General features: G+C 74.4%; 18 protein-coding genes. 3 read left to right on the top strand and 15 right to left on the bottom strand.

The window, feature by feature from the left end; all coding sequences use genetic code 11:
• Nucleotides 1–85 precede the first annotated feature (85 nt).
• The 4 genes from ACN268_RS06765 to ACN268_RS06780 all read right to left on the bottom strand — a co-directional run bounded on the left by ACN268_RS06765 (nt 86) and on the right by ACN268_RS06780 (nt 5,458).
• Nucleotides 86–718: a hypothetical protein gene (locus ACN268_RS06765; protein WP_088646458.1), complete on the bottom strand. Its 633-nt coding sequence runs from the start codon at nt 716–718 to the stop codon at nt 86–88.
• A 12-nt stretch (nt 719–730) separates the two neighbouring features.
• Nucleotides 731–2,515 (bottom strand): DUF4012 domain-containing protein, encoded by a 1,785-nt coding sequence (locus ACN268_RS06770; RefSeq protein ID WP_421482278.1) that lies wholly within the window; start codon nt 2,513–2,515, stop codon nt 731–733.
• A 110-nt stretch (nt 2,516–2,625) separates the two neighbouring features.
• A complete protein-coding gene (locus tag ACN268_RS06775; protein ID WP_421482279.1) occupies nt 2,626–3,843 on the bottom strand; it encodes a glycosyltransferase family 4 protein in 1,218 nt (405 codons plus the stop codon).
• Nucleotides 3,844–4,000: 157 nt separating this feature from the next.
• Nucleotides 4,001–5,458: a polysaccharide biosynthesis tyrosine autokinase gene (locus ACN268_RS06780; RefSeq protein WP_421482281.1), complete on the bottom strand. Its 1,458-nt coding sequence runs from the start codon at nt 5,456–5,458 to the stop codon at nt 4,001–4,003.
• A gap of 188 nt (nt 5,459–5,646) precedes the next feature.
• Here ACN268_RS06780 and ACN268_RS06785 point away from each other — a divergent pair, with 188 nt between their 5' ends.
• Nucleotides 5,647–7,524, top strand: a complete 1,878-nt coding sequence (locus ACN268_RS06785) for a polysaccharide biosynthesis protein (RefSeq protein WP_421482282.1) — start codon at nt 5,647–5,649, stop codon at nt 7,522–7,524.
• Between the two features lie 46 nt (nt 7,525–7,570).
• Here the strand turns inward: ACN268_RS06785 and ACN268_RS06790 are convergent, their stop codons facing one another.
• From ACN268_RS06790 to ACN268_RS06835, 10 genes are all read right to left on the bottom strand, one after another.
• Nucleotides 7,571–7,774 (bottom strand): hypothetical protein, encoded by a 204-nt coding sequence (locus tag ACN268_RS06790; RefSeq protein WP_204922861.1) that lies wholly within the window; start codon nt 7,772–7,774, stop codon nt 7,571–7,573.
• Entirely contained in the window at nt 7,771–8,115 is a 345-nt protein-coding gene (locus ACN268_RS06795; RefSeq protein WP_421482283.1) for a hypothetical protein, read from the bottom strand. Before ACN268_RS06795 ends, ACN268_RS06790 begins: the two co-directional genes overlap by 4 nt.
• Nucleotides 8,112–8,522, bottom strand: coding sequence for a DUF1622 domain-containing protein (locus tag ACN268_RS06800; protein WP_421482284.1), 411 nt, complete (start codon nt 8,520–8,522; stop codon nt 8,112–8,114). Before ACN268_RS06800 ends, ACN268_RS06795 begins: the two co-directional genes overlap by 4 nt.
• Nucleotides 8,523–8,561: 39 nt before the next feature.
• Nucleotides 8,562–9,149 (bottom strand): TMEM165/GDT1 family protein, encoded by a 588-nt coding sequence (locus ACN268_RS06805; protein ID WP_088646466.1) that lies wholly within the window; start codon nt 9,147–9,149, stop codon nt 8,562–8,564.
• Between the two features lie 324 nt (nt 9,150–9,473).
• Nucleotides 9,474–10,445 carry an L-histidine N(alpha)-methyltransferase gene (gene egtD, locus ACN268_RS06810; protein ID WP_421482285.1) on the bottom strand — a complete coding sequence of 324 codons (972 nt, stop codon included), beginning with the start codon at nt 10,443–10,445 and terminating at the stop codon, nt 9,474–9,476.
• A gap of 40 nt (nt 10,446–10,485) precedes the next feature.
• Nucleotides 10,486–11,259 carry an ergothioneine biosynthesis protein EgtC gene (gene egtC, locus ACN268_RS06815; protein WP_421482286.1) on the bottom strand — a complete coding sequence of 258 codons (774 nt, stop codon included), beginning with the start codon at nt 11,257–11,259 and terminating at the stop codon, nt 10,486–10,488.
• A 16-nt stretch (nt 11,260–11,275) separates the two neighbouring features.
• Complete coding sequence (egtB, locus tag ACN268_RS06820) at nt 11,276–12,613, bottom strand: ergothioneine biosynthesis protein EgtB (protein ID WP_421482287.1); 1,338 nt, start codon at nt 12,611–12,613, stop codon at nt 11,276–11,278.
• Nucleotides 12,610–13,845 (bottom strand): ergothioneine biosynthesis glutamate--cysteine ligase EgtA, encoded by a 1,236-nt coding sequence (gene egtA, locus ACN268_RS06825; protein WP_421482288.1) that lies wholly within the window; start codon nt 13,843–13,845, stop codon nt 12,610–12,612. The genes egtB and egtA overlap by 4 nt, the downstream gene beginning before the upstream one ends.
• Nucleotides 13,846–13,986: 141 nt before the next feature.
• On the bottom strand, nt 13,987–14,739 hold the full coding sequence (locus tag ACN268_RS06830; protein WP_421482289.1) for a hypothetical protein: 753 nt from the start codon (nt 14,737–14,739) through the stop codon (nt 13,987–13,989).
• A gap of 16 nt (nt 14,740–14,755) precedes the next feature.
• Nucleotides 14,756–15,379, bottom strand: a complete 624-nt coding sequence (locus tag ACN268_RS06835) for an RNA polymerase sigma factor (RefSeq protein WP_421482290.1) — start codon at nt 15,377–15,379, stop codon at nt 14,756–14,758.
• Nucleotides 15,380–15,869: 490 nt separating this feature from the next.
• Here ACN268_RS06835 and ACN268_RS06840 point away from each other — a divergent pair, with 490 nt between their 5' ends.
• Together ACN268_RS06840 and ACN268_RS06845 are read left to right on the top strand one after the other, a co-directional pair.
• Nucleotides 15,870–17,267, top strand: coding sequence for a protein kinase domain-containing protein (locus tag ACN268_RS06840; protein WP_421482291.1), 1,398 nt, complete (start codon nt 15,870–15,872; stop codon nt 17,265–17,267).
• Nucleotides 17,268–17,380: 113 nt separating this feature from the next.
• Nucleotides 17,381–18,643, top strand: coding sequence for a nucleotide sugar dehydrogenase (locus ACN268_RS06845; protein WP_421482292.1), 1,263 nt, complete (start codon nt 17,381–17,383; stop codon nt 18,641–18,643).
• 52 nt (nt 18,644–18,695) lie between these two features.
• Here ACN268_RS06845 and ACN268_RS06850 read toward each other — a convergent pair whose 3' ends face one another.
• Nucleotides 18,696–21,173, bottom strand: coding sequence for an ABC transporter permease (locus tag ACN268_RS06850; RefSeq protein ID WP_421486827.1), 2,478 nt, complete (start codon nt 21,171–21,173; stop codon nt 18,696–18,698).
• Nucleotides 21,174–21,412: the final 239 nt, after the last annotated feature.

A 21,412-nucleotide genomic window follows, 5' to 3' on the forward strand; every position in this document is an offset into this window, starting at 1 on the left:
GGGGCGGTCGGCGGCGTACCGGCAACGGTCGGTGCCCGCCGGACCGGAAGGTCCGACGGGCACCGGGTACCGCAGGGATTCCGGGTCAGCGGGTCATGCCGAACCGGTGGCGACGCCGCCAGCCGAACGCGGTGAGCATCAGCACCACACCGGCGCCGACCAGCCCGCCGCCGACCTTCAGCGGCGTGCTCAGGTTGTCACCGGTCACCGGCAGGTGCGGGTGCGGCTTCTTCTTCGGCAGCACGGTGATCGTCGTGCTGGCCGTACGCCCCGAGGTGCGTCCGGTCGCCGTGAAGGTGATCCGCCCGACGTCGCTCGGCCGGTAGCTCACGGTGAAGTTACCGTTCGCGTCCGTCTGCGCCGTGAAGTGCCGCGGCGCGGGCTGCGGCTGCGAGTAGTCCACCTTCACCATGGCGACGGTGGTGCCGTCGCTGCGTCGGGCCGGTGCCTGCCCCGGCACGGCCGCGGCGAGGGGCGCCACGGTGACGTCGATGTCGACGATCTCGTTCGGCCCGAAGCCGGTGCCGGTGAGCACCACCGTCTCGCCGAGGAAGATGGTCGTCGGGTTGGCCGTCAGCGAGGGCGTGACGGGCGGGTACGGTGGCGGCTGCGGCGTGCTGTCGGCGGGTGGCTGCGGCTGAGCAGCCCCCGCGGCGGTCGGCACGGCCACGATGGCCAGACCGACCGTCAGCGCCATGAGAATGCGGGATAGCCGCATGATGGTCTCCTCCTACTGTTTGCAGCTAGGTGCGGGAACTACTTGGGTGGTCCATGGGGTGGCGGTCGGTGTGTGCCAGAGTTCGGCGGTGCCGGTGGTGTTCCTGCCGGTCAGCAGGTCCACGTCGAGGGTCCGGGTGGCGCCGGGACCGACGTCCACGGTGGCGATAGCCACCTGCCGGCGACGTTCGATCCCGCTGCCCAGCGAGGTCGGTTTTCCGTCGACCCGGGCGCTGAGCACCGTGCCGCCCGCCGGGCTGTAGACGGAGATCAGGGTCCGGGCCGTGTACGGGTCGCCGGCCAGGCCGAGGCCGAGCACCGACTTGGCCAGACCCGAGTCGGGGGCCGAGGAATGCAGGGTGAAGCGCAGCTTGAGCTGCCGCCGCCCCTCGTCGGCGCAGTCGCCGGTGGTGAGGGTCGCCGTCGGCCGTAGGTAGTAGCCGAGCTTCGCGCCGCTGCCGTCGTTGAGGAAGACCCCGACGGTCGGGGTGGTCTCCTGTTCGGGGAGCGCACCGGCGAGCCGGGTGTCGGCGAACGTCCGCTGTTCCGTGGATCGGGCACTCCAGAACAGTATCCGTCTTTCCGTGATGGAGCGGTCTAAAGCCGACAAAAGCACTCTTGGGTTGACCTTCTTCGTGAGGAAGGCGTCGAACACCGCGGAGGCCGAGGCGGCGAAGAAGGCGTCCTGCCCGGTGTCGTCGCGGCCCTGGTAGGCGTCGCTGAGCAGGGTGCGCACCACCTGGTTGCTGACCAGGGTGGCGTCGCCGGGCACCTGCACCGGCCCGGTGGCCTGGAGCAGGTAGGACAGCATCACCGGGTCGACGGTCAGCACCCCGTCGACGGTCACGCCGCTGTGCCGCCGGTACATCTCCCGGTAGAGCTTCGCCGCAGCGGGGAAGTTCGGGCTCAGGTTGACGTCGGCCGGGTAGATGCCCGGCAGGTCGGTGTAGAGCCGACGCACCTCCTCGTCCACCCGCAGCGCGGGGGTGAACCGCCCGAACTGGGCGCTGGTGCCCTGCTCGCGCATCCGGACCCGCCCGTCGTCGGCGTGGATCACCGCGTACGCGCCGAACATGCCGCCGGTCGCGCGCAGTTCGGCGAGGTTCTGCGAGAGCAGCAGGTAGCTGCGTGGCCCGTCCGCGCCGAGCAGGGCGGGCAGCACCCGGGCACCCCGCTCCGCCGCTCCGGTCAGCCCGGCCAGCCGCTCGATCTCCGCCCGCAACTCGGTCAACGCCGTGCCGAGCTGGCTGACCAGGTCCTCGGCGGGTACCGCGTCGAGGCCGGCCCGGGACCTGCGCACCGCGGCGTCGGCGGCGGTCAGGTCCGCCGAGGCGGCCCGCAGCCGGGCCAGGTCCAGCCGCCCCTCGGTCGGCACCAGCGTGGTCAGGTCGGTGCGCAGCAGCGCCGGGAACGCCTCCCGGGCCAGGTCGTCGATGGCCACCGCGATGGTCCGGACGGCCGCGACGTCGTCCCCGGCGTACGGGGCGTGCCGGGCGAGCGCCCACCCGGGGTCCCCGGTGGCGGTCCGGGCAGCCCCGGCCTGCTCCTGCAACGCCGCCAGGGTGCGCTGGGCCCGGTCGAGGTCGCCGCCGAGCACCTGGGTGCTCAGCTCCCGGGCGAGCCCGGCCGCGTTGACCAGGTGGGCGCGCGCCTGCCAGCCCCGGAACCCCACCCAGCCGGCGGCACCGAACAGCACCGACCCGACGACCAGGCAGACCAGCAGGGCCCGGCGGACCCGTCGCCGGGTCCGCCGCCGCAGTCTCCGTCGGCCGCTGCGCGACCTACCGCTCTCCGCCACCCGTCGCTCCGCTCTCCCTTTCGGGCGATATGACCATTCATGAGCTTTGTAGCACGACAAATGCCACTGTCAGGCTGTTACCGAATTTTCGTACTTGCTTTAGTTCACGGTTATTGCCCGGCGGGCACCCGGGGGGACGCCACGTCCCGCAGCAGCGACTCGATCCGGTCCACCCCGGCCCGCAGGGACATCTCCCGCAGATAGGTCTCCCGCCCCCGCCGCCCCATCTCCGCCCGCGCGGACGGTGGGATCGTGCTGGCCAGCCAGAACCGGTCGGCCAGCGCGGCCCAGTCCTCGGGCGGGCAGGACAGCCCGGCCCGGGCCCGCTCCACCAGCGCCGCGGTGTCGCCCCCGGCCGAGGCCACCAGCGGGGCGGCACAGGCCAGCGCGGACTGCACCTTGCTCGGCACCGTCCCGTTCAGTTCCGGCAGATCCCGCAGGGTCACCAGCTGGTAGTCGGCGGCGGCGTACAGCTCGGGCATCTCCCCCGGCGACCGCCGGTCGAGGAACCGTACGTTGCCGGCCCCGAGTTCGCCGGCCAGGCCCCGTACCCGCCGCTCCTGCGCCCCGGAGCCGACCAGCACCAGATCCATCCGGTCGCGCAGCGCCGCCGCCGCCCGGACCGCGGTCTCCAGGCCCTGCCGTTCGCCGATCGTGCCGGCGTGCATGACGACGCAGCGCGCGTCCCCACGGACCAGCGCCTGGGCGGCCCGGCCGGCGCGCACCGGTTGGAAGATCCGCTCGTCGGTCCAGTTGGGCACGGTACGCACCCGGTCCCCGGCGACCCCGTCGGCGAGCACCAGGTCCCGCATCGAGGGGGCGGTGACCGCCACCGCGTCGGCCGCCCGCAACACCCGGCGCATGGTGGTGGTGATCCGGCCGGGCCGCTGCGGATCGGCCGCGACCTCCCCGGTCCAGAGATCCTGCACGTGCAGCACGGTGGGCACCCGGCCGAGCAGCCGCAGCAGCCCGGCGGCGGCGAAGCTGGTCGCGGGGAACTGGAAGACGTAGAGCACGTCGACGCCGGCCAGGTACCGCCGTCCGGCGAGCGCCGCGCTGCCGGCGAAGGAGAGGTAGCCGGCCATCCGGGCGGTGGGCGAGGCGTCGCCGCCCGCATAGCGGGGCACCCGGCGTACGGTCAACCGCTCGCTGTGGGTCACGTGCCGCCAGCGCTGCCGCCACCCGGGATAGACGTGGCCGCCGGGATAGTCCGGGAACCCGGTCAGCACCCGCACCTCGTGTCCGCGCCGGGCCAGCTCCTCGGCGAGGCTGCCGGGGATGAACGCCGGTTCCGGCGGGAAGTGGTACGACAGGATTCCCACCCTCATCGCCGCGCTCCCCTCCGCGTTCTGTCGACGGGTCGTCGACCGACGCGGTCGAGGGCCGGGGGGCGACGGCGCACCGCCGCCCCCGACCCGCGGGCCGCCGTCGCCGCCCCGCCCGTGGCGGACAGGGCGGGACGGACGGACGGACCCGCGGCGGCACTCATCGCGGCAGCCGGGTGAGTTCCTGCGTCCGGTCGCTGGCCGGGTGCAGCCCCTGGTCCTCGCGGTGCGCGGCGGTGGCGCGGTCGGCCGGCACCGACGCCGGCGACGCGGTGGCGATCCGGTACGCCTCGTACTGGTAGGCGTCCGCGCGGGCCACCTTGGCCATGTTGAGCACACACCCGAGCAGCCGTACCGACACGGAGTGCAGGGACCGGGCCGCCGCGGCGGCCTGGGCGCGCGAGGTACGCCCCTGCTGGGTGACCAGCAACGCGCCGTCTGCCTGCACGGCCACCACCACGCCGTCGGTGACGGCCAGCAGGGGCGCGGTGTCGATCACCACGATGTCGGCGGACTCGCGCAGCGACAGGAGCAGGTCGGCCATCGACTTGGACCCCAGCAGCTCGCTCGGGTTCGGCGGGGTCGACCCGCTGGGCAGCACCAGCAGGGACTTGTCGCCCCAGCGCTGCACCACGTCACCGACCTGGACGTCGCCGACGAGCACGTCGGTGAGCCCGACGCCGCCGTCGACGCCGAGATAGTCGGCGACCTTCGGGCGGCGCAGGTCGGCGTCGACCAGCAGCACCCGCCAGCCCGCCTCGGCCAGCGCGATCGCCAGGTTGCAGGACAGGGTGGTCTTCCCCTCCCCCTGCAGCGCGCTGGTCACCGCGATCACCCGGGCCGGCTCGTGCACGTCCACGAAGCGCAGGTTGGTCCGCAGCTTGCGGACCGCCTCCGCGCGGGCCGACGTCGCCGCCTCGCCGACGATCAGCGGGGCCGCCTTGGCCGCCTGGTCGAACGGGATGTCGCCGAGCAGTGGGCTGCCGGTGGCACGTTGCAGGCCGGCGGCGTCACGCAGCCGTACGTCGACCATGCCGCGCAGCACGGCGAGCGCCACGCCGAGCAGGAGCCCGACCAGGACGCCGAGGGCGAGGTTGCGGTTGGGCTGCGGGGAGACCGGGCTGGCGCTGACCCGGGGGCCGCCCACCACCTCGATCCGGGTCGGTCCGGCCTTGCCGTCCGACGTGGTCTCGATCTTCTTGACCAGCTCGACGAACTTGGCCGACAGGGCCTCGGTTACCTTCATGGCCCGGGTCTGGTCGGTGTCGGTGACGCTGGCCCGCAGCAGCACGGTGCCCGGTTCGGTGGAGGTGGCGACCCGGCGCTGGATGTCGTCGGCGGTGAGGCCGAGGCCGGAGTCGGCGACCACGGCCTGCGCCAGGCGGTCGCTGCGCAGCAGGTCGGCATACGACTTCACCCGCTGCTGGAGGAAGAGTTCGCCCTGGTAGGCGTTGCTCACGCCCTGGTTGGGGGCGGTGACGAAGAACGTCACCGAGGCCACGTAACGGGGCGCCGTGCGGACCGTGACCAGCGCCGCCGAGCCGACCGTCAGCATCAGCGTGACCAGGACGATCCACCAGTGTCGGCGGACCAGGCGCAGGCAGGTGCGGACGTCCATCACGCCCTCCGTTCCGGCGGAACGGCCAGCTGGTGAAAAAGCACGAAGTCTCCCTAGGTTCCCATAACGCCGTGAGAGTATCTAAACGCAGCGAGTAGTCCTTTACGGTGCAGAAACAACGTATACGATGCAAACCGCTCGCCAGTGCCGAATCCTCGCAATCACGGAACAAAACGCAGAGGACGCCAATGAACCACGTAGACCCCCAGACGGATGACGACCCCAGCCAGCGGCGCGACTGGGTCACGCGACGCGCGAAGGCCCTGTCCTTGCTAACGCTCGACACCGCCTCCTGGTGCGCAGGTTTTCTGGTCGCCTCCTGGGCCCGGTACGAGTTCGGCATCACCCCCCGGCAGTGCGCCCTGGCCCTCGGCGCCGCCGGCGTGTGCGCGGTCATCCACGCCGCGCTCGAACAGGTCCGGTTCACCGCCCGGGGCCGACACCCGGTCGGCAGCGTCGGCGAGGCCCGCGACCTGGGCGGGACCGTCGTGCTGGCCGCCGCCGTGGCGCTGGCCGCGCTGCTGCCGATGGCCGAACGACCCATCCCGGCCAGCGTGCCGATCCTCGGCGCCGCCGTGGCGTTGCTGCTGATGGGGGCCGGCCGGGTCACCTACCGGTGGCGACGCGACCGCGACGCCCGGCCCGCCCGCTCGGCCGACCGGACCCTGATCTACGGGGTCGACGCGGCCAGCGAACGCCTCGTCCGGGTGCTGCTCGGCGACCCGACCAGCGGATACCTCCCGGTGGGGCTGCTCGACGACGACCCCGAGCGGCAGGGGCTGCGGGTGGCCGGGCTCCGGGTGCTCGGCGGCCGGGAGCAACTGATCCAGGCCGTCCGCGCCACCCGGGCCGCCACGGTGATCTTCTCGATCAACGGCTCGGACGCCGAGCTGATGCGTGACGTACGCAGCCGCACCCTGCAGGCCGGCGCCGCGTTCAAGGTGCTGCCGCCCGTACGCGAGCTGCTGGACCGCCCGGTCACCGCACACGCCGTCCGCGACCTACAGCTCACCGACCTGCTCGGACGAGCCCAGCGGGTCGCCGAACTACCGGTGGAGCGCAACGGGCTCGCCGGACGCCGGGTGCTGGTCACCGGCGCGGGCGGCTCGATCGGCTCGGAGCTGTGCCGGCAGATCGCCCGCTGCGACCCCGGCGAGCTGATGATGCTCGACCGGGACGAGTCGGCGCTGCACGCGCTGCAGATGTCCCTGCACGGGCGGGCGCTGCTGGACGGGCCGGAACTGATCCTCGCCGACCTCCGCGACGCCGACGGGATCGCCCGGATCATCGCCGAACGCCGACCCGACATCGTCTTCCACGCCGCCGCCCTCAAACACCTCACCCTGTTGCAGCGTCACCCGGGCGAAGCGGTCAAGACCAACGTCCAGGGCACGCTCAACGTGCTGGAGGCGTGCCGCGACGTCGCCGAGTTCGTGAACATCTCCACCGACAAGGCGGCCAACCCGATCAGCGTCCTCGGCTACTCCAAGCGGATCACCGAACGGCTGACCGCGCACTACGCCGAACGGTACGGCGGGGCGTTCCTCAGCGTCCGCTTCGGCAACGTGCTCAGCAGCCGGGGTTCGGTGCTCACCGCGTTCCAGGCCCAGGTCCGGGCCGGGCTGCCGATCACCGTGACCCACCCGGACGTGACCCGGTACTTCATGACCGTGCAGGAGGCGGTGCACCTGGTGCTCCAGGCCGCCGTCGTCGGCCGGGGCGGGGAGGCACTGGTGCTGGACATGGGCGAACCGGTACGCATCGCCGAGGTGGCCCAGCGGCTGGCGGCCGAGGCGGCCCAGCCACCCGAGATCGTCTACACCGGCCTGCGCCCCGGGGAGAAGTTGCACGAGGACCTGTTCGGCGTCGACGAGATCGACAGCCGGCCGCTGCACCCGCTCATCTCCCACGTCCGGGTCCCCGCGCTGGACCCGGCGGAGCTGGCCGGGCTCGACCCGTACGGCGACCCGGAAGAGCTGGTCAAACGGCTGGCGGCCTGCTGCGATGACCGCCTCGTCCGGGTCGACGACACCGCCCGGCTGTCCACCCTGCCGTCACCACGCTGAACCCGCCGTCCGCCCGGCGGCACGCCGGGCGGACGGCGGGTTGCGCTCAGCGGTGACGCCCGGCGTCGTCGTCCCGCCCGTCCGGCTCGGTCTCCTCCAGCGCCTCGGTGACCGACCCGGTCAGGTCGTCACCCGGCACCGCGACCGCCTCGGCCCGGTCCTGCTCGTCGGGGCGGCCGCCGGGTGGGGGCTGCGGCGCGGTGGCCCCGCCCGCGAAGCCGTACTCGTTCGGCTCGTCGTGCCGGCTCATAGGGGAATCCTTCCCGTCACGTTCGGTTCGTGCCCTGCTGGCCCCCGGTGGGGGTGTGCTCGGCTTACCCACGTCCGGGGGTCGGTAGTCGGCGGCGCGGTGGACGCCGCCGCGTTCAGGCCGGCCCCGAGCAGGTGGCGCAACACCACGACCGCCGCCGCCGTCGCCAGCGCCGACCAGCTCCGGCCGCCGGCCAGCCGGAGCAGACCCGCGGCGACCAGCAGGTCGAGCAGGACCCGCAGGGCGGTCCGCCACGACCGGGTGGTCAGTAGCGTCACCGCGCCGACGCCGAGGGCGAGCGCGCTCACCCCGGTGGCGAGCAGCACCGCGACCCCGGTCATCGGGACGACCCGCCGCCGTCCCCGGTCGGGGCCGGCTGCGGGTCGGGGTGCGCCCGGTCACCGGCGTCCACCTGCCGCTTCTCCTGGGCGATCTCCCGGCGCAGCACGACGTTCAGCGCGGTACGGATCGTGGCGATCGCGGCCAGCTGACCCAGCTGGGCGAAGGTCGGCGACACCGCGGTCCGCAGGATGTCCGCCGCCAGCTGGAACTCCAGGCCGAGGGTGAGGAACCGGCCGAGGGAGAGCCGGATCGGGGTGAACACGGCGGCGCTGCGGTGCCGCAGCCCCTCGACCACGAACCGCAGCGCCGCCCAGAGCGCGCCGACGACGATGACGGTCGCGCCGATGGTCTCCACGACCCCCACCACGACCGCGTCGCCGTGGCGCAGCAGCTCGTCCAGGCTCACCGGGTGGCGTTACCCGCCCGCACCCCGGCTAGTCGACGGTCAGGACAGCTCGCGCACCGCCTCCAGGATCAGCCACAGGCCGCAGATGGCGAAGAGCACCGCCGCGCCGTACCGGATGGTCCGCTCCGGCAGGTGCCGGCCGAGCAGCCGGCCGACCAGGATGGCCAACGCGTCGGCGGCCACCATGCCCAGCGTCGAACCGAGCCAGGTGCCGAACCAGCCGTACTTGGTGGCCAGGGTGATGGTGGCGAGCATCGTCTTGTCGCCCAGTTCGGCCAGGAAGAACGCGACACCGACGGCGAAGATGGCGGACTTGCCGGTCTTCTCCGCCTTGCGCTTCTCCTCCTCGGTGAGCTTGTCGCCGCGCAGCGTCCAGACGCCGAAGCCGAGGAACGCCAGGCCGGCGGCCAGCGAGATCCAGCCGGTGGGCAGCGCCGCGTTCAGGCCGACGCCGATCGCCACCGAGGCCAGGTGCACGATCGCGGTGGCGACGGTGATGCCGATCAGCACCGGGACCGTCTTGAACCGGGTGGCGAACGTGAGCGCCATGAGCTGGGATTTGTCCCCCAGCTCGGCGACGAAGATGACGCCGAAGCTGACGACCAGCGCGACGAGGAAACCGTCCATGAGGAACCTTCCCGATCAGGCCGGGAGGAGGTGACGGGGCGACCTCGACCCGGCTGTGTTGACAGCCCGAGTCGAAGGTCTCGCCCGCCCCACCGCTGGTGGGGCCGCGTGGCCGGGTGCGGAACGCACCAGTGTGTCGACCACGACATTGGGGGCTACTCCCCTTCGCGCCTGCCAGCCTAACCGACCGGCCCGGCCGGCCGGTGCGCCGGGTGCGCCGGGTCACCCCGCAGGTGCCCGTCGACGCCCCGACACACCGGGCCGGCGGTGTCGTCACCGGCGGACCGGCCGGCACCGGCCCGTCCGTCGGCCGCCGGGTGCCGGTCAGGCGGCGCGGGCCAGGGTGACCCCGAACAGGCCGGCCGGGTCGGTCCAGAACTCCGTCGGCAGGAATCCGGCCGCCGTCAGCTCCGCGCCGATCCCCGCCTGCCGGAACTTCGCCGACACCTCCGTACGCAGTTCCTCGTCGGCGGCGAACTCGACGGTCAGGTCGAGCGCGTCGACGCGGACCCGCATCGGGCGTCGGGCCCGCAGCCGCATCTCGATCCACTCCTGCGCCGGGTCCCAGTGGGCGACGTGGGCGAACGCGTCCGGATCGAAGTCGGCGGCCAACTCCCGGTTGATCACCCGCAGCACGTTGCGGTTGAACTCGGCGGTGACCCCGGCCGCGTCGTCGTACGCCGGCACGATCACCGCCGGGTCCTTGACCAGGTCGGTGCCGACGAGCAGGTGGTCGCCCGGCTCCAGGGCGGCGCGCATGGCGGCCAGGAAGTCGGCCCGCTCGGCCGGCACCAGGTTGCCGATGGTGCCGCCCAGGAAGACCACCAACCGGCGACCACCGGTCGGCAGCCGGTCCAGTTGGCGGGTGAAGTCCCCGACGATGCCGCGTACCCGCAGCGCCGGATAGTCCGTGGCGATCTGCGCGGTGGACTGCCGCAGCGCGCTCACCGACACGTCCAGCGGCACGAAGGTGCCCAGCCCGCCGTGCCGGGTGAACGCGTCCAACAGCAGCCGGGTCTTCTCCGACGAACCGGAGCCCAACTCGATCAGGGTCTTCGCCCCGGTCGCCGCCGCGATGTCCGGCGCCCGTTCGGCCAGCACCGCCCGTTCCGCCCGGGTCGGGTAGTACTCCGGCAGCCGGGTGATCTCCTCGAACAGCTCGCTGCCCCGGGCGTCGTAGAACCACTTCGGGGGCAGCCACTTGGGGTCGGCGGCCAGCCCGGTCCGCACGTCGGACCGCAACGCCCGGTCGAGGTCCCGTTCCTCCAGGTAGATCTCCAGCGGTTCCGCGCTCATGTCGTCCTCTCCTGCACCGAAAACGTCCTGTTCCGTCCGGTCAATCCAACTCACCGACGTGCACGCCGTCCGGTCCCGCCCGGACCCACCGCCGGTCGGGCACCTCTCGCCAGCCGGGCGCGTCGTCCACCGGCTCGGAGGCCAGCAGCGCCGTACCGTCGTCGGCGCGCACCGACAACGCGTGCCCCCACACGCTCGCCACCACCGACACGCCGTCGGTGAGCAGCAGGTTCAGCCGTGATCCCGGGGCCGCGGCGGCGACCTCCCGGACGGTCGCGACGACCGCCTCGGTCGGTGACGCGCCGGCCCGCAGCCGGTGCCGGACCAGCGCCCACAGCAGCGCCGAGTCGGTCGGCGCGTCGAGGGTGAGCAGGTCCCGCACCGGCAGGCCGCCGGCCGGCCCGACCACCGAGTCCGGCCAGCCACGCACCACCCCGTTGTGGCTGAACAACCACCGCCCCCCGGCGAACGGCGCGGCGGCGCTCTCCTGCACCGGCATGCCCACCGTGCCCGAGCGCACCGCCGCCAGCACCGCGCCGGAGCAGGTCACCGCCGCCAGCTCGGGCAGCGTCGGGTCGGACCAGATCGGGCCGGCCCGGCGGTACCGCACCGGGGCCCCGCCGCGACCGTCGTCCCCGCCATCCGTCCCGCGGGGGCCGGGGTACCAGCCGACGCCGAAGCCGTCGACGTTGACCGTGCCGCCGCCGCGCATGTCCCGGGGGGCCCAGGACTGCCGGACCAGCGAGTGCGGCGGGTCGTAGAGCAGCGACCGCAGGGTCACCGGGGGGCCGAGGTACGCCAGGTGCCGGCACATCAGGCGACACCGCCTCTCACCCGTGGGCCTCCTCGGGCCGGGCGTCCCGGGCGCAGCGGAAACCGCTGAAGATCTGCCGACGGATCGGGTGGTCCCAGTTGCGGAAGGTGCCCCGGCAGGCCGCCCGGTCGGTGCCGAACGAGCCACCACGCAGCACCCGGTAGTCGCCGCCGAAGAACACCTCCGAATACTCCGGGTAGGGGAAGACGGTGAAGCCGGGATGGCCGTGGAAGGGGCTCGCCGTCCACTCCCAGACGTCGCCGATCAGCTGGTGCACGCCGAGCGGCGAGGCGCCCGCCGGATAGGCCCCGACCGGCGCCGGCCACAGGTGCCGCTGCCCCAGGTTGGCGTGCTCGGCGGTCGGCTCGTCGTCGCCCCACGGCCAGCGCCGGGAGCGCCCGGTCGCCGGGTCCCAGCGGGCCGCCTTCTCCCACTCCGCCTCGGTCGGCAACCGCTTGCCGGCCCACCGCGCGTACGCCTGCGCCTCGTGCCAGCAGACGTGCACCACCGGCTCGTCGTCGCGTACCGGGGCCCACCGGCCGAACCGCTGGTAGGCCCAGCCGTCGCCGTCGCGTCGCCAGTGCATCGGCGCGGTCAGCCCGGCCTCGGTGCGGTGCCGCCAACCGGCCGCGCTCCACCAGCGCGGGTCGTCGTACCCGCCGTCGGCGAGGAACTCCCGGTACGCGCCGTTGGTGACCGGCGCGGCGTCGATGACGTACGCGGGCAGGTCGACGGTGTGCGCCGGGCGTTCGTTGTCCAGCGCCCACGGGTCGGTCGAGGTGCCCATGGTGAACGGACCCGCCGGCACCAGCACCTCGGCGGCGACCCGGGCCCGGGGCTCGGGGGGCGGGGGCGCGTCGAGCACCGCCGGCCCGGAGCGTAGCTGGTGGGTGGCGAGCATGGTCTCGTCGTGCTGCTGCTCGTGCTGCACGATCATGCCGAAGACGAAGCCGTCGGCGACCAGCGGCCGCTCGGAGAACCGGACCGCGTCGAGCAGGTCGTGCACCTTGTCCCGCACGGTCGCCACATAGGCCCGCGCCTCGGTCGGGGGCAGCAACGGCAGGGAGGGGCGGTCCTTACGGGGCTGTTTGAACGCGTCGTACAGGTCGTCGATGTCGCGCCGCACCGGCTCCCGCCCGCCGACGTCCCGGACCAGCCACAGTTCCTCCTGGTTGCCCACGTGGGCGAGGTCCCAGACCAGCGGCGACATCAGTGTCGAGTGCTGCCGGACCAGGTCCTCGTCGTCCACCGCGCTGGTCAACGCGTCGGTGCGGGCCCGGGTCCGGGCCAGTTCGGCGGCGATCCGGCTGCGCAACGCCTCGGGCTGCGCGCCCGGTTGCTCGGTGGTGGTCACCGGTCTCCCCTCTGCGCTGCGGCGATCCGTCGGCGGATCCCGCGGTCGATCTCGTCGTGGGTGTCGGTCGGCAGGTCGAGCGTCGGCAGCGTCTCCCGGGCCAGGTCGAGCAGGGCCACGGCCGCCGTGGCCAGGGCCGGGTCGGCCAGCCCGCACCGGGCGGCGGTGCGCCAGCGGTCGGCCACCGGCGCGGCGATCGTCCGGGCCGCCCGGACCGTCCGCTCGTCGCCCAGCAGCGCGGTCAGCACGGCCAGTGGGAGCGTCCAGTCCCGGCCGGGCTGGGCGTCGAGGTAGCGGACCTCCAGGTAGCCGCGCGGGCGTACCGGTGGGAAGAGCGTGCTGACGTGGTAGTCCAGGTCGTCGGTGGTGGGTGGGTCGGGCAGGGCCCCGGCTATCCAGTCGGCGAACGTGACCCCGTGCGGGGGTGTCCAGTCCGGGCCGTCGTGGCGTAGACAGAGCAGGGGCGCGGCGAGGACGTACTGCGTCCAGGCGGCGACCGGGTCCCGGTCCGGCTGGTGCGCCGACCAGACCGGGCCGGTGCGGGCCGGGTCGATGTCCAGCCAGGCGGCCATCCGGGCGGACGCCCAGCCGGTGGCCCGACCGGCGTGCCGGTCGGCGGTGGCGAAGGCCGCCACCAGTGGTGGCCCGACCGCGTGCACCGCCGCCCAGCGCTCGGCCAGGCCGGTGGCCTGGCCGACGTCGAGGCAGACCTGGAGGCCGGCGGTGCTGTACATCATGGTCTGCCCGGCCGGGCCGCGCCGGTCGAAGACGCAGCGCATGGCGCGGTAACGCGGGGTGTCGACCACCGGGCGGGGGTCCCGCCACGGGTCGATGCCGGTCTGCCCGCGCACCAGGCCGGCACGGGCGAGCAGGGCGTCAAGTTCGTCGATGTCGGCCTGGGTGGCCGAGACGAGCGCGGCGACCGAGGATCGCGGCGCGGTGGACACCTCCACCTGGCCGCCCGGCTCGACGGTCACGGTGCTGCCGTGCCGCAGGGGGCGGGCCGGGCTGGTGTCGTCCAGGGTGGGTGGGCTGTGCGGCCCGAGTGCCGCCCGGAGCCGCGTCCGGTCCAGTGGCCGGGCGGGGTCGGCGGCGTCGTGGACGGTCCATTCCAGTTCGACGCCGGTGAGGGTGGGTGGGCCGGTCTTGAAACAGATGCGGGCCAGGTGCCCGGCCGCCTCGGCGACTTCGCCGAGCACGGTCGACCGGTCCAGCCCGGGCGACGTCACCACGAGACGGTTTCCTCCCGACGCAGGGTCCGACCATGCCGGCCGGCGGGCACGGCCGACAGGGACCGTCCCGTCCTCCATCTTCTGACTCGGGGACCGATCCCGCAGACCCGACGGGAAGAAATAATTGTGAAGCCTTTTCGACTAGTTTTTGGGGCCGGGCCCCCCGCCGGGGCCGGCCGGACCACCGGTGGCAGCGGACGGCTTGGCCGACGGGCGCTGCGGAACCAGGGTGCGGCAGTACGCCTCCACCCGGTCGGCCCCGCCGGCGGCGGCCACCAGGTCGGCGTACCCGGGCCTGGTCACCGCCTTCGCACGCTGCGGGGGCGGCATGGCCAGGTAGGCCCGGCACTGCCCGACCAGTTTGCCGGTGTTCGCCGGCCCAGTGTGGCCGGGCGGCGTGGGCGGCGCCGAGGGACCGCCACCGGGCACGGTGCCGCCGGGCCGCCGCGACGGGCTCTGCCGCTGCGGTTCGGACCGGTACGGGGACGGCCGGTCGGTGTCGGCACCGGTGGGCGTGGCGGTGGCGGACGGGACGGGTCCGGGTGTCGGCTCGGCGGGACGGTCGAGGGCCCCGGCGGCGAAGGCGACCCCGGCGGTGGCGGTGGCGGCCAGCGCGGCGATCCAGGCCACCACGCCGGTGGACAGCCGGGGACGCCGTCGGCCGGCCGGGACGGGCCCGGGTGCCGCCGCGCCCCGGGCGGCCCGGAACGCCGCCAGCGCCGCCTGCTCACCGGCGAGCTCGTCGACCCGGGCCGGTGCGGCGGCCGCGGCCAGCAACCGGGTGAGCGGATCGTCGGTGGACGGCGCGGTCCCCGGCCCGGTCGAATCGAGCAGCCGCTCGGCCTCGGCCCGGCTCACCGGCCGACCGGAGCGGGCCGACCGGCGGAGGTTCATCCAGTCTCCCCTCATGTCAGCCGTCCGCCGGCTCGGCCCGCGACGCGTGCGGCGTCGGCCGGGGGCGGGGCGGGGCGACCCGCTCGTCGTCGGACGAACGGGGAGCGTCCCCGCGTTCCAGCATGGCCGCCAGCCGGCGCAGCCCCCGGTGCGCGGCCGTGCGGACCGCACCCGGCCGCCGGCCGAGCACCCGACCGGCGGTCTCCGCGTCCAGTCCCATCACCGCCCGCAGCAGCACCGCCTCGGCCTCCCGGGGCGGCAGGGTGGAGATCAACGCCAGCGCGGACTCGGTGCCGATCGTCTCGCCGGCCCGTTCGGCGGTGTCGGCGTCGCCGGCGAGGTCGCTGAGGTCCTGGACGGGAACCGGCAGGGACGGGCGGCGACGCTGGCGGCGCAGGTGGTCCATGGCCCGGTTCCGGGCGATCGTCACCGCCCAGGCGCGGAACTCGCCGCCGGTGAAGCGGGACAGGTCCCGGGCGATCTGCAACCAGGTCTCGGAGGCCACATCCTCGGCGTCCGCGCCGACGAGCGCGGTGAGATAGCGCAGCAGGCCCGGCTGGAGGCTGCGGTAGAGGACGCGGAACGACTCCTCGTCGCCGGCCTGCGCCGCCGCGACCGCCCCGGTCAGGTCGTCGGTCACCGCCGGGCCACCCCGTCGACCGACCCGGGCCGGCGACCGGCGGACACGCCGCCGCCCCGGCCCGACCAGCGGACCCCTTCGCGCACCTTCAGCCCCCCCGCTGCCCCGCTCGCACCCGACGCCGGGTGATCCGTCTGGTACGCCGCCGGGAGAGTACGGCGTCGGGTCTGGGCGCGGTACCGGCACCGGGACGGGCCAGAGGGGGCAACACTAGGAGCCGGAGCAGGGCGCAGGCAAGCGGTCGATGGGGCGGAAAAGGTGAGATAGATCAATCTCGCTGGCGGCGCGTCGGCGTAACACCGATCACCCTCCGGACGCTTACCGCCACGCCCTCCACCCCCCATGACGTCACCACGCACCATCGGTGACCGCACGACGGCCACCGGTGACCGACCGTCAGGCCGACCCCCGCCGGGACCTGGACAGGTCCTCCCGCGAGAACCCCGAAGGGATATCGGCGTCTGCCGGACGGGAGGACCCTGGGTACGGTATGGGGGTGTTGTCATCCGAGGTCGTGCTCAGCGGTCGCTACCGCCTGGACGAACGTGTCGCCACCGGCGGCATGGGCGATGTGTGGCGGGCCACCGACCTGGTTCTGGGTCGCCAGGTCGCGGTGAAGGTGCTGCTGCCGGCACTCGTCTCGGATCCCGACTTCATCGCCCGGTTCCGCGCCGAGGCGCGGATCATGGCGGCGCTGCGCCACCCCGGCATCGTGCAGGTCTTCGACTGCGGTGAGGACCGGCTCGACGACGGCGGCCGGGCCGACTACCTGGTCATGGAGTTCGTCGAGGGCGAACCGCTGTCGCGGCGGATCGAGTCCGCCGGCCACCTGGACGTGGACGAGACGATGTCGGTCGTGGCGCAGGCCGCCCAGGCCCTGCACGCCGCGCATGCCGGCGGCATCGTGCACCGCGACGTCAAGCCGAGCAACCTGCTGGTGCAGGAGGACGGCACGGTGGTGCTGGTCGACTTCGGCGTCGCCCGCTCCACCAATGTGACGAGCATCACCAGCACGAACGCGGTGCCGGGCACCGCCCTCTACATGGCACCCGAGCAGGCGTCGGGCCGGCCCGTGTCGGCCGCCACCGACATCTACGCCCTGGGCGCGGTGGCGTACTGCTGCCTGACCGGGCAGCCGCCGTTCACCGGGGACAACCCGCTCCAGGTGGCCGTGCGGCACCTGGACGACGAGCCGCCGGAGCTGCCCGCCGACATCCCGGTGGCGGTCCGGGCGCTGGTGGCGCGGGCGCTGGAGAAGGACCCGGCGGACCGCTTCGCCACCGGCGCCGAGATGGCCACCGCCGCCCGCGCCGCCGCCGGTGACGACACCGCCGCCACCGCACTGGTGACGCCGCCGCTGCGCCACCCGTCCCGGGCCGACCACGCCCGGGTCGGCCCGGCGGGGACGTCGACGACGGTGGTCGGCTCGGGGTCGCGGCGGCGCCGCCGGGGTTCCCTGGTCGGCGCGCTGGCCGCGGTGCTGGTGGCCCTGACCGCGCTCGGTGCGGCGTTGGGCGCCTCGAAGTCGCTCGACAGCGGTGTGCCCAACATCCGCAGCACCGGCCCGGCGGTGGCCCCCACCGACCGCTCCGAGATCCCGGCGGTGGTCGAGGAGACCGGCGCCGACGAGTCGTCGCGTCCACCCCGGCCGACCAACCAGTACGAGAAGCCGTCGCCGTCGGTGTCGGTCAGCCCGACGCCACTGCCGAACGGTTCGTCCGTGCCGCCGCCGACGAACTCCGCGCCGCCCACCCCGTCGGAGCCGGCCACCAGCGAGCCCGCCCAGACAGGTACGCCCACCACCGGACCGACCGCGGGCGAGCCGACGGCGACCACGACCGAGGCGGGCGGCGGGGGCGGCAACAACCCGCCGCCGGCCGGCACCTGACCGGTCGTCGCCCGGCACCGGGAACACCGCAGACCCCAGGAATACCAAAACGGACGTAGATCGCTATATCGCCATCTAGGCTCCCTGCAAGGACACGCTTGCAGGGAGCCCGGATGAACGCACAGAAGCTGGTCGTCATCGGTCAGGGATACGTCGGACTGCCGCTGGCCATGCGCGCCGTCGAGGCCGGGCTGGACGTGGTCGGGTTGGACGTCGACGCCGACCGGGTCAAGCGGCTGGCCTCCGGCGAGTCCTTCGTCGAGGACATCCCGGCCGACCGGCTGGGTCGGGCCCTGGCCAGCGGACGGTACCGGCCGAGCACCGAGTACCCGGACGCCGAGGGCTTCGACATCTGCGTGATCACCGTGCCCACCCCGCTGCGCGACGGGGTCCCCGACCTGAGCTTCGTCGAGCAGGCCGGTACCGCCGTCGGCCCGTACGTACGGCGCGGCTGCACGGTGGTGCTGGAGTCGACCACCTACCCGGGGACCACCGAGGACCTGCTCCGGCCACTGCTGGAGGCGGCGAGCGGGCTGCGCAGCCCGGGTGACTTCCACCTCGGCTACAGCCCGGAGCGGATCGACCCGGGCAACCCGACGTGGCGGCTGGAGAACACCCCGAAGGTGGTGTCCGGGGTGGACGCGGCGTCGCTGGAGCGGGTGGACGGCTTCTACCGGCGACTGGTCGAGCGGACCGTGCCGGTGGACTCCACCCGGGTGGCCGAGCTGACCAAGCTGATCGAGAACACCTTCCGCCAGGTCAACATCGCGCTGATCAACGAGCTGGCGATGGCCTCCCACCAGCTCGGCATCGACGCCTGGCAGGCCATCGAGGCCGCCTCGTCCAAGCCGTTCGGGTTCATGCCGTTCCGGCCCGGCCCGGGGGTCGGCGGGCACTGCCTGCCGATCGACCCGTGTTACCTGTCCTGGCAGGTCAAGCGCACGCTGGGCCGGCCCTTCCGGTTCATCGAGCTGGCCGACGACATCAACCACCAGATGCCCGAGCACGTGGCCCAGCGGGTGATGGCCGGGTTGAACCGGATCGGCCGGCCGGTCAACGGGGCACGGCTGCTGCTGCTCGGGCTGGCGTACAAGAAGAACACCGGTGACATGCGCGATTCGCCGGCCGTCGACGTGGCCCGCCGGTTGCAGGCGCTCGGCGCGGACGTGCACGCGGTGGAACCGTACGCCGAGCCGCAGCACATCCCCGGCGGTGTGGTGGTGGTCGACCTGACCGCGCGGGAGGTCGCGGCGGCCGATGCGGTGGTCCTGGTCACCGACCACGACAGCTTCGACTACGACCTGGTCACCCGGCACGCCCGGTACGTCTTCGACACCCGGGACCGGTGCCGGGGCGCGATGGTGGAGCGGCTCTGACCGTCGCCCCGCCGGGCGGCGGGCAGGCCGGGCGGCGGGGCGACGGCCGGGGTCACTGCTCGCCGAGCGCCTCGACCACCGGGCGGGCCAGGGCACGCCGGGCCGGCAGCACCGAGGCGGCCAGCGCGGCCAGCACCGCCACGGCGAGGGTCAGGCCGAGCCGGCCCCAGGGCAGCACCAGCGTGAAGCCGCCACCCAGCCGGGCGACGAAGGCCACCGTGCCGGCACTCACCGCCACCCCCAGCGCGGTGCCCAGCAGCGCGCCGACCAGGGCGGTCAGCACCGCCTCGATGGCCAGCAGCAGGCGCATCCGCCCCCGGGACAACCCCAGGGCACGCAGCACGGCGTTCTCCCGGGTCCGTTCCACCACCGCGAGGCTGAGCGTGTTCGCGACGCCGACCAGGGCGATCACCACGGCCAGGCCGAGCAGCGCGGTGACGAAGGCGAGCAGCATGTCCACCGTGCCGGTGAGCATCTTCTTGTAGGCCGCCTGGTCCATCAGGTTCACCGTCGGGTACCGGGCGAGCACCGTCTCGATGGCGGCGCGGGCCCGCGCGGCGGACACCCCGTCGGCCGGCTCGACCTCGGCAAGTTGGCCGCGTTCGTCGGGGTAGAGCGCGGTGAAGTCGCTGTCGGCCAGGTCGACCACGTGCCCGGCGGGCACCCCCTGCGACGTCGGGCCGTCGGCGGCGACCACGGCGGCCACCCGGAACGGACGCCCGGCGACGGTGACCGTCGACCCCACCCGCCAACCCCGGGCGGCGGCCAGTTCGCGGTGCACCAGCACCGATCCCGGCTTCAGCTCCGCGACGTCCCCGGCGTCGACCGCGTCGAGGGAACGCCGGGCCAGCGCCGGGTGCGCCGACCGCAGCTCGACACCGTCGACGACCCGGTTGCGGTGCTCGTGCACCACCCCCACCTCGGGCCGGGCGGCCAGTTCCCCGGCGAGCGGGGCGGGCAGCTCGACACCGACACCGGTGACCACGAAGTCGACGCCGATGCGGGCGTCGACCGCACGCTCGATACCCGCCTTGACGCTGCCGGCGCCGACCACGAACGCCGAGACCAACCCGATGCCGATCACCAGGGCGGTGGCGGTCGCCGACACCCGGCGCGGGTTGCGGGCCGCGTTGGCGACGGCGAGCGCGGCGGTGGCCCCGAACACCTGCCGCAACGGCCGGCCGAGCAACCGGACCAGCACCGGTACCAGCAGCGGACCGAACATGACCATCCCGAAGAAGGACAGCACCCCACCCACGGCGACCAGGACGATCTGCCCGACGGCGGCGGCCCCGGCCAGCGCGGCGATGCCGGCGACGCCGACCAGCGCGCCGAGGGTCAGCCGGAGCCGCCCGGCGCCCCGGGCCGGGTGCCCGGCGGCGTCGGCGAGGGCGGCCACCGGCGGCACCCGGGTGCCCTGCCAGGCGGGCAGCAGCGCGGACCCGACGGTCACCAGGATGCCGAGCAGCAGGCTGATCCCGACCGTCCGGGCGGTCACCGTCAGGCCGGCGGCGGGAAGCGGCAGGTCGAGCCGGGGGACGAGGGCCGCCGCCCCGGTGGCCAGCCCGGCCCCGAGCGCGACCCCGAGGGCCGAGCCGGCCAGCCCGAGCGCCGCGGCCTCCAGCACGGCGGCCCGGAAGACCTGGCCCCGACGGGCCCCCACCAGCCGCAGCAGCGCGGTCCGCCGGGTCCGCTGGGCGAGCACGATGGCGAAGGTGTTGGCGATGACGAACCCCGCCACCACCACCGCCACCCCGGCGAAGACGAGCAGCACCAGACGGAACTGGTCGAGGTCGCGCACCCCGTCCTCGACGGCCTCGTCGAGGATGCGCTGCCGCGACTTCACCGTGGCGTCCCCACCGACCACGGCGGCCACCCGCTCGGAAAGGGCCGGGCCGGCCGTTCCCGGCGCGGCGGCCACCATGATCCGGTCGTAGCCCGGTCGTCCGCTGACGGCCAGCGCGTCCGCGCCCACCAACCCGACGAACGGGCCGCCGACGTCGCGCGTGGTTCCGGCCACGTCGACCGTGCCGACCAGGGTGTACGGGCGGGCCGCGCCGGTCGCGCCGCCGACGCCGACCGGGCCGCCGAGCGTGAACCCCTGCGCGGCGGCCGTGGACGCGTCGAGGACCACCTCGCCGGGGCGGTCGGGCAGCCGGCCGGCGACCACGTCGTAGGAGCGCAACGCGGGTCCGGTGGGGATCGCGGCGAGCAATCCGACGCCGAGCACCGGCCGGCCGTCGACGCCGACCACCCCGACGAGGGCGGTCAGCTCCCCGGCGGCCTCGGCCACCCCGTCGACCGTGCGCACCCGGTCGACCAGGGACGGCGGCAGGACGGTCCGGTCGGCGTAGACGCCCAGGTCGGTGTGCTTGTCGAAGGCGCCGGCCCGCTCGTAGGCCCCGGCCTGCATGCCGTCGGTGAGCATCAGCGTGCCGGCGACGAAGGCGACACCGAGCACGATCGCCACCGAGGAGAGCAGCAGACGCAGCGCGTCGGCGCGCAGCGTACGCAGGGTCAACCGCCACATCCCGGTCACCGCCCCCACCGGCTACGCCCGGCCCGGGGACCTGCGGGTCGGCCGCCTTCGGCGGGTGGGCGGGGCGCGGGACGGACGGCGGCAGGGACGGACATGGGGACTCCCGGTCGGCGTGGCACTGGACCCCTCCGACGCTAGGCAACGCCCCGGCGACCCGCGTCCACCCGCACGCGCGACCCGGCTGCGCCACAGGTCGACCCCGACCGGGGTGACCCGTACGACCCAGGTCG

The organism is Micromonospora sp. WMMD735 (assembly GCF_049178995.1).
Lineage (GTDB): Bacteria > Actinomycetota > Actinomycetes > Mycobacteriales > Micromonosporaceae > Micromonospora > Micromonospora wenchangensis.

Bases quoted from the DNA above. Each gene is read 5' to 3' on its own strand.
- egtC (WP_421482286.1), bottom strand. From the start codon at position 11,259: ATGTGCCGGCACCTGGCGTACCTCGGCCCCCCGGTGACCCTGCGGTCG.
- egtD (WP_421482285.1), bottom strand. From the start codon at position 10,445: ATGAGCGCGGAACCGCTGGAGATCTACCTGGAGGAACGGGACCTCGAC.
- ACN268_RS06840 (WP_421482291.1), top strand. From the start codon at position 15,870: ATGGGGGTGTTGTCATCCGAGGTCGTGCTCAGCGGTCGCTACCGCCTG.
- ACN268_RS06775 (WP_421482279.1), bottom strand. From the start codon at position 3,843: ATGAGGGTGGGAATCCTGTCGTACCACTTCCCGCCGGAACCGGCGTTC.
- ACN268_RS06805 (WP_088646466.1), bottom strand. From the start codon at position 9,149: ATGGACGGTTTCCTCGTCGCGCTGGTCGTCAGCTTCGGCGTCATCTTC.
- ACN268_RS06785 (WP_421482282.1), top strand. From the start codon at position 5,647: ATGAACCACGTAGACCCCCAGACGGATGACGACCCCAGCCAGCGGCGC.
- ACN268_RS06790 (WP_204922861.1), bottom strand. From the start codon at position 7,774: ATGAGCCGGCACGACGAGCCGAACGAGTACGGCTTCGCGGGCGGGGCC.
- ACN268_RS06795 (WP_421482283.1), bottom strand. From the start codon at position 8,115: ATGACCGGGGTCGCGGTGCTGCTCGCCACCGGGGTGAGCGCGCTCGCC.
- ACN268_RS06845 (WP_421482292.1), top strand. From the start codon at position 17,381: ATGAACGCACAGAAGCTGGTCGTCATCGGTCAGGGATACGTCGGACTG.
- ACN268_RS06780 (WP_421482281.1), bottom strand. From the start codon at position 5,458: ATGGACGTCCGCACCTGCCTGCGCCTGGTCCGCCGACACTGGTGGATC.
- ACN268_RS06830 (WP_421482289.1), bottom strand. From the start codon at position 14,739: ATGAACCTCCGCCGGTCGGCCCGCTCCGGTCGGCCGGTGAGCCGGGCC.
- ACN268_RS06765 (WP_088646458.1), bottom strand. From the start codon at position 718: ATGCGGCTATCCCGCATTCTCATGGCGCTGACGGTCGGTCTGGCCATC.
- ACN268_RS06850 (WP_421486827.1), bottom strand. From the start codon at position 21,173: ATGTGGCGGTTGACCCTGCGTACGCTGCGCGCCGACGCGCTGCGTCTG.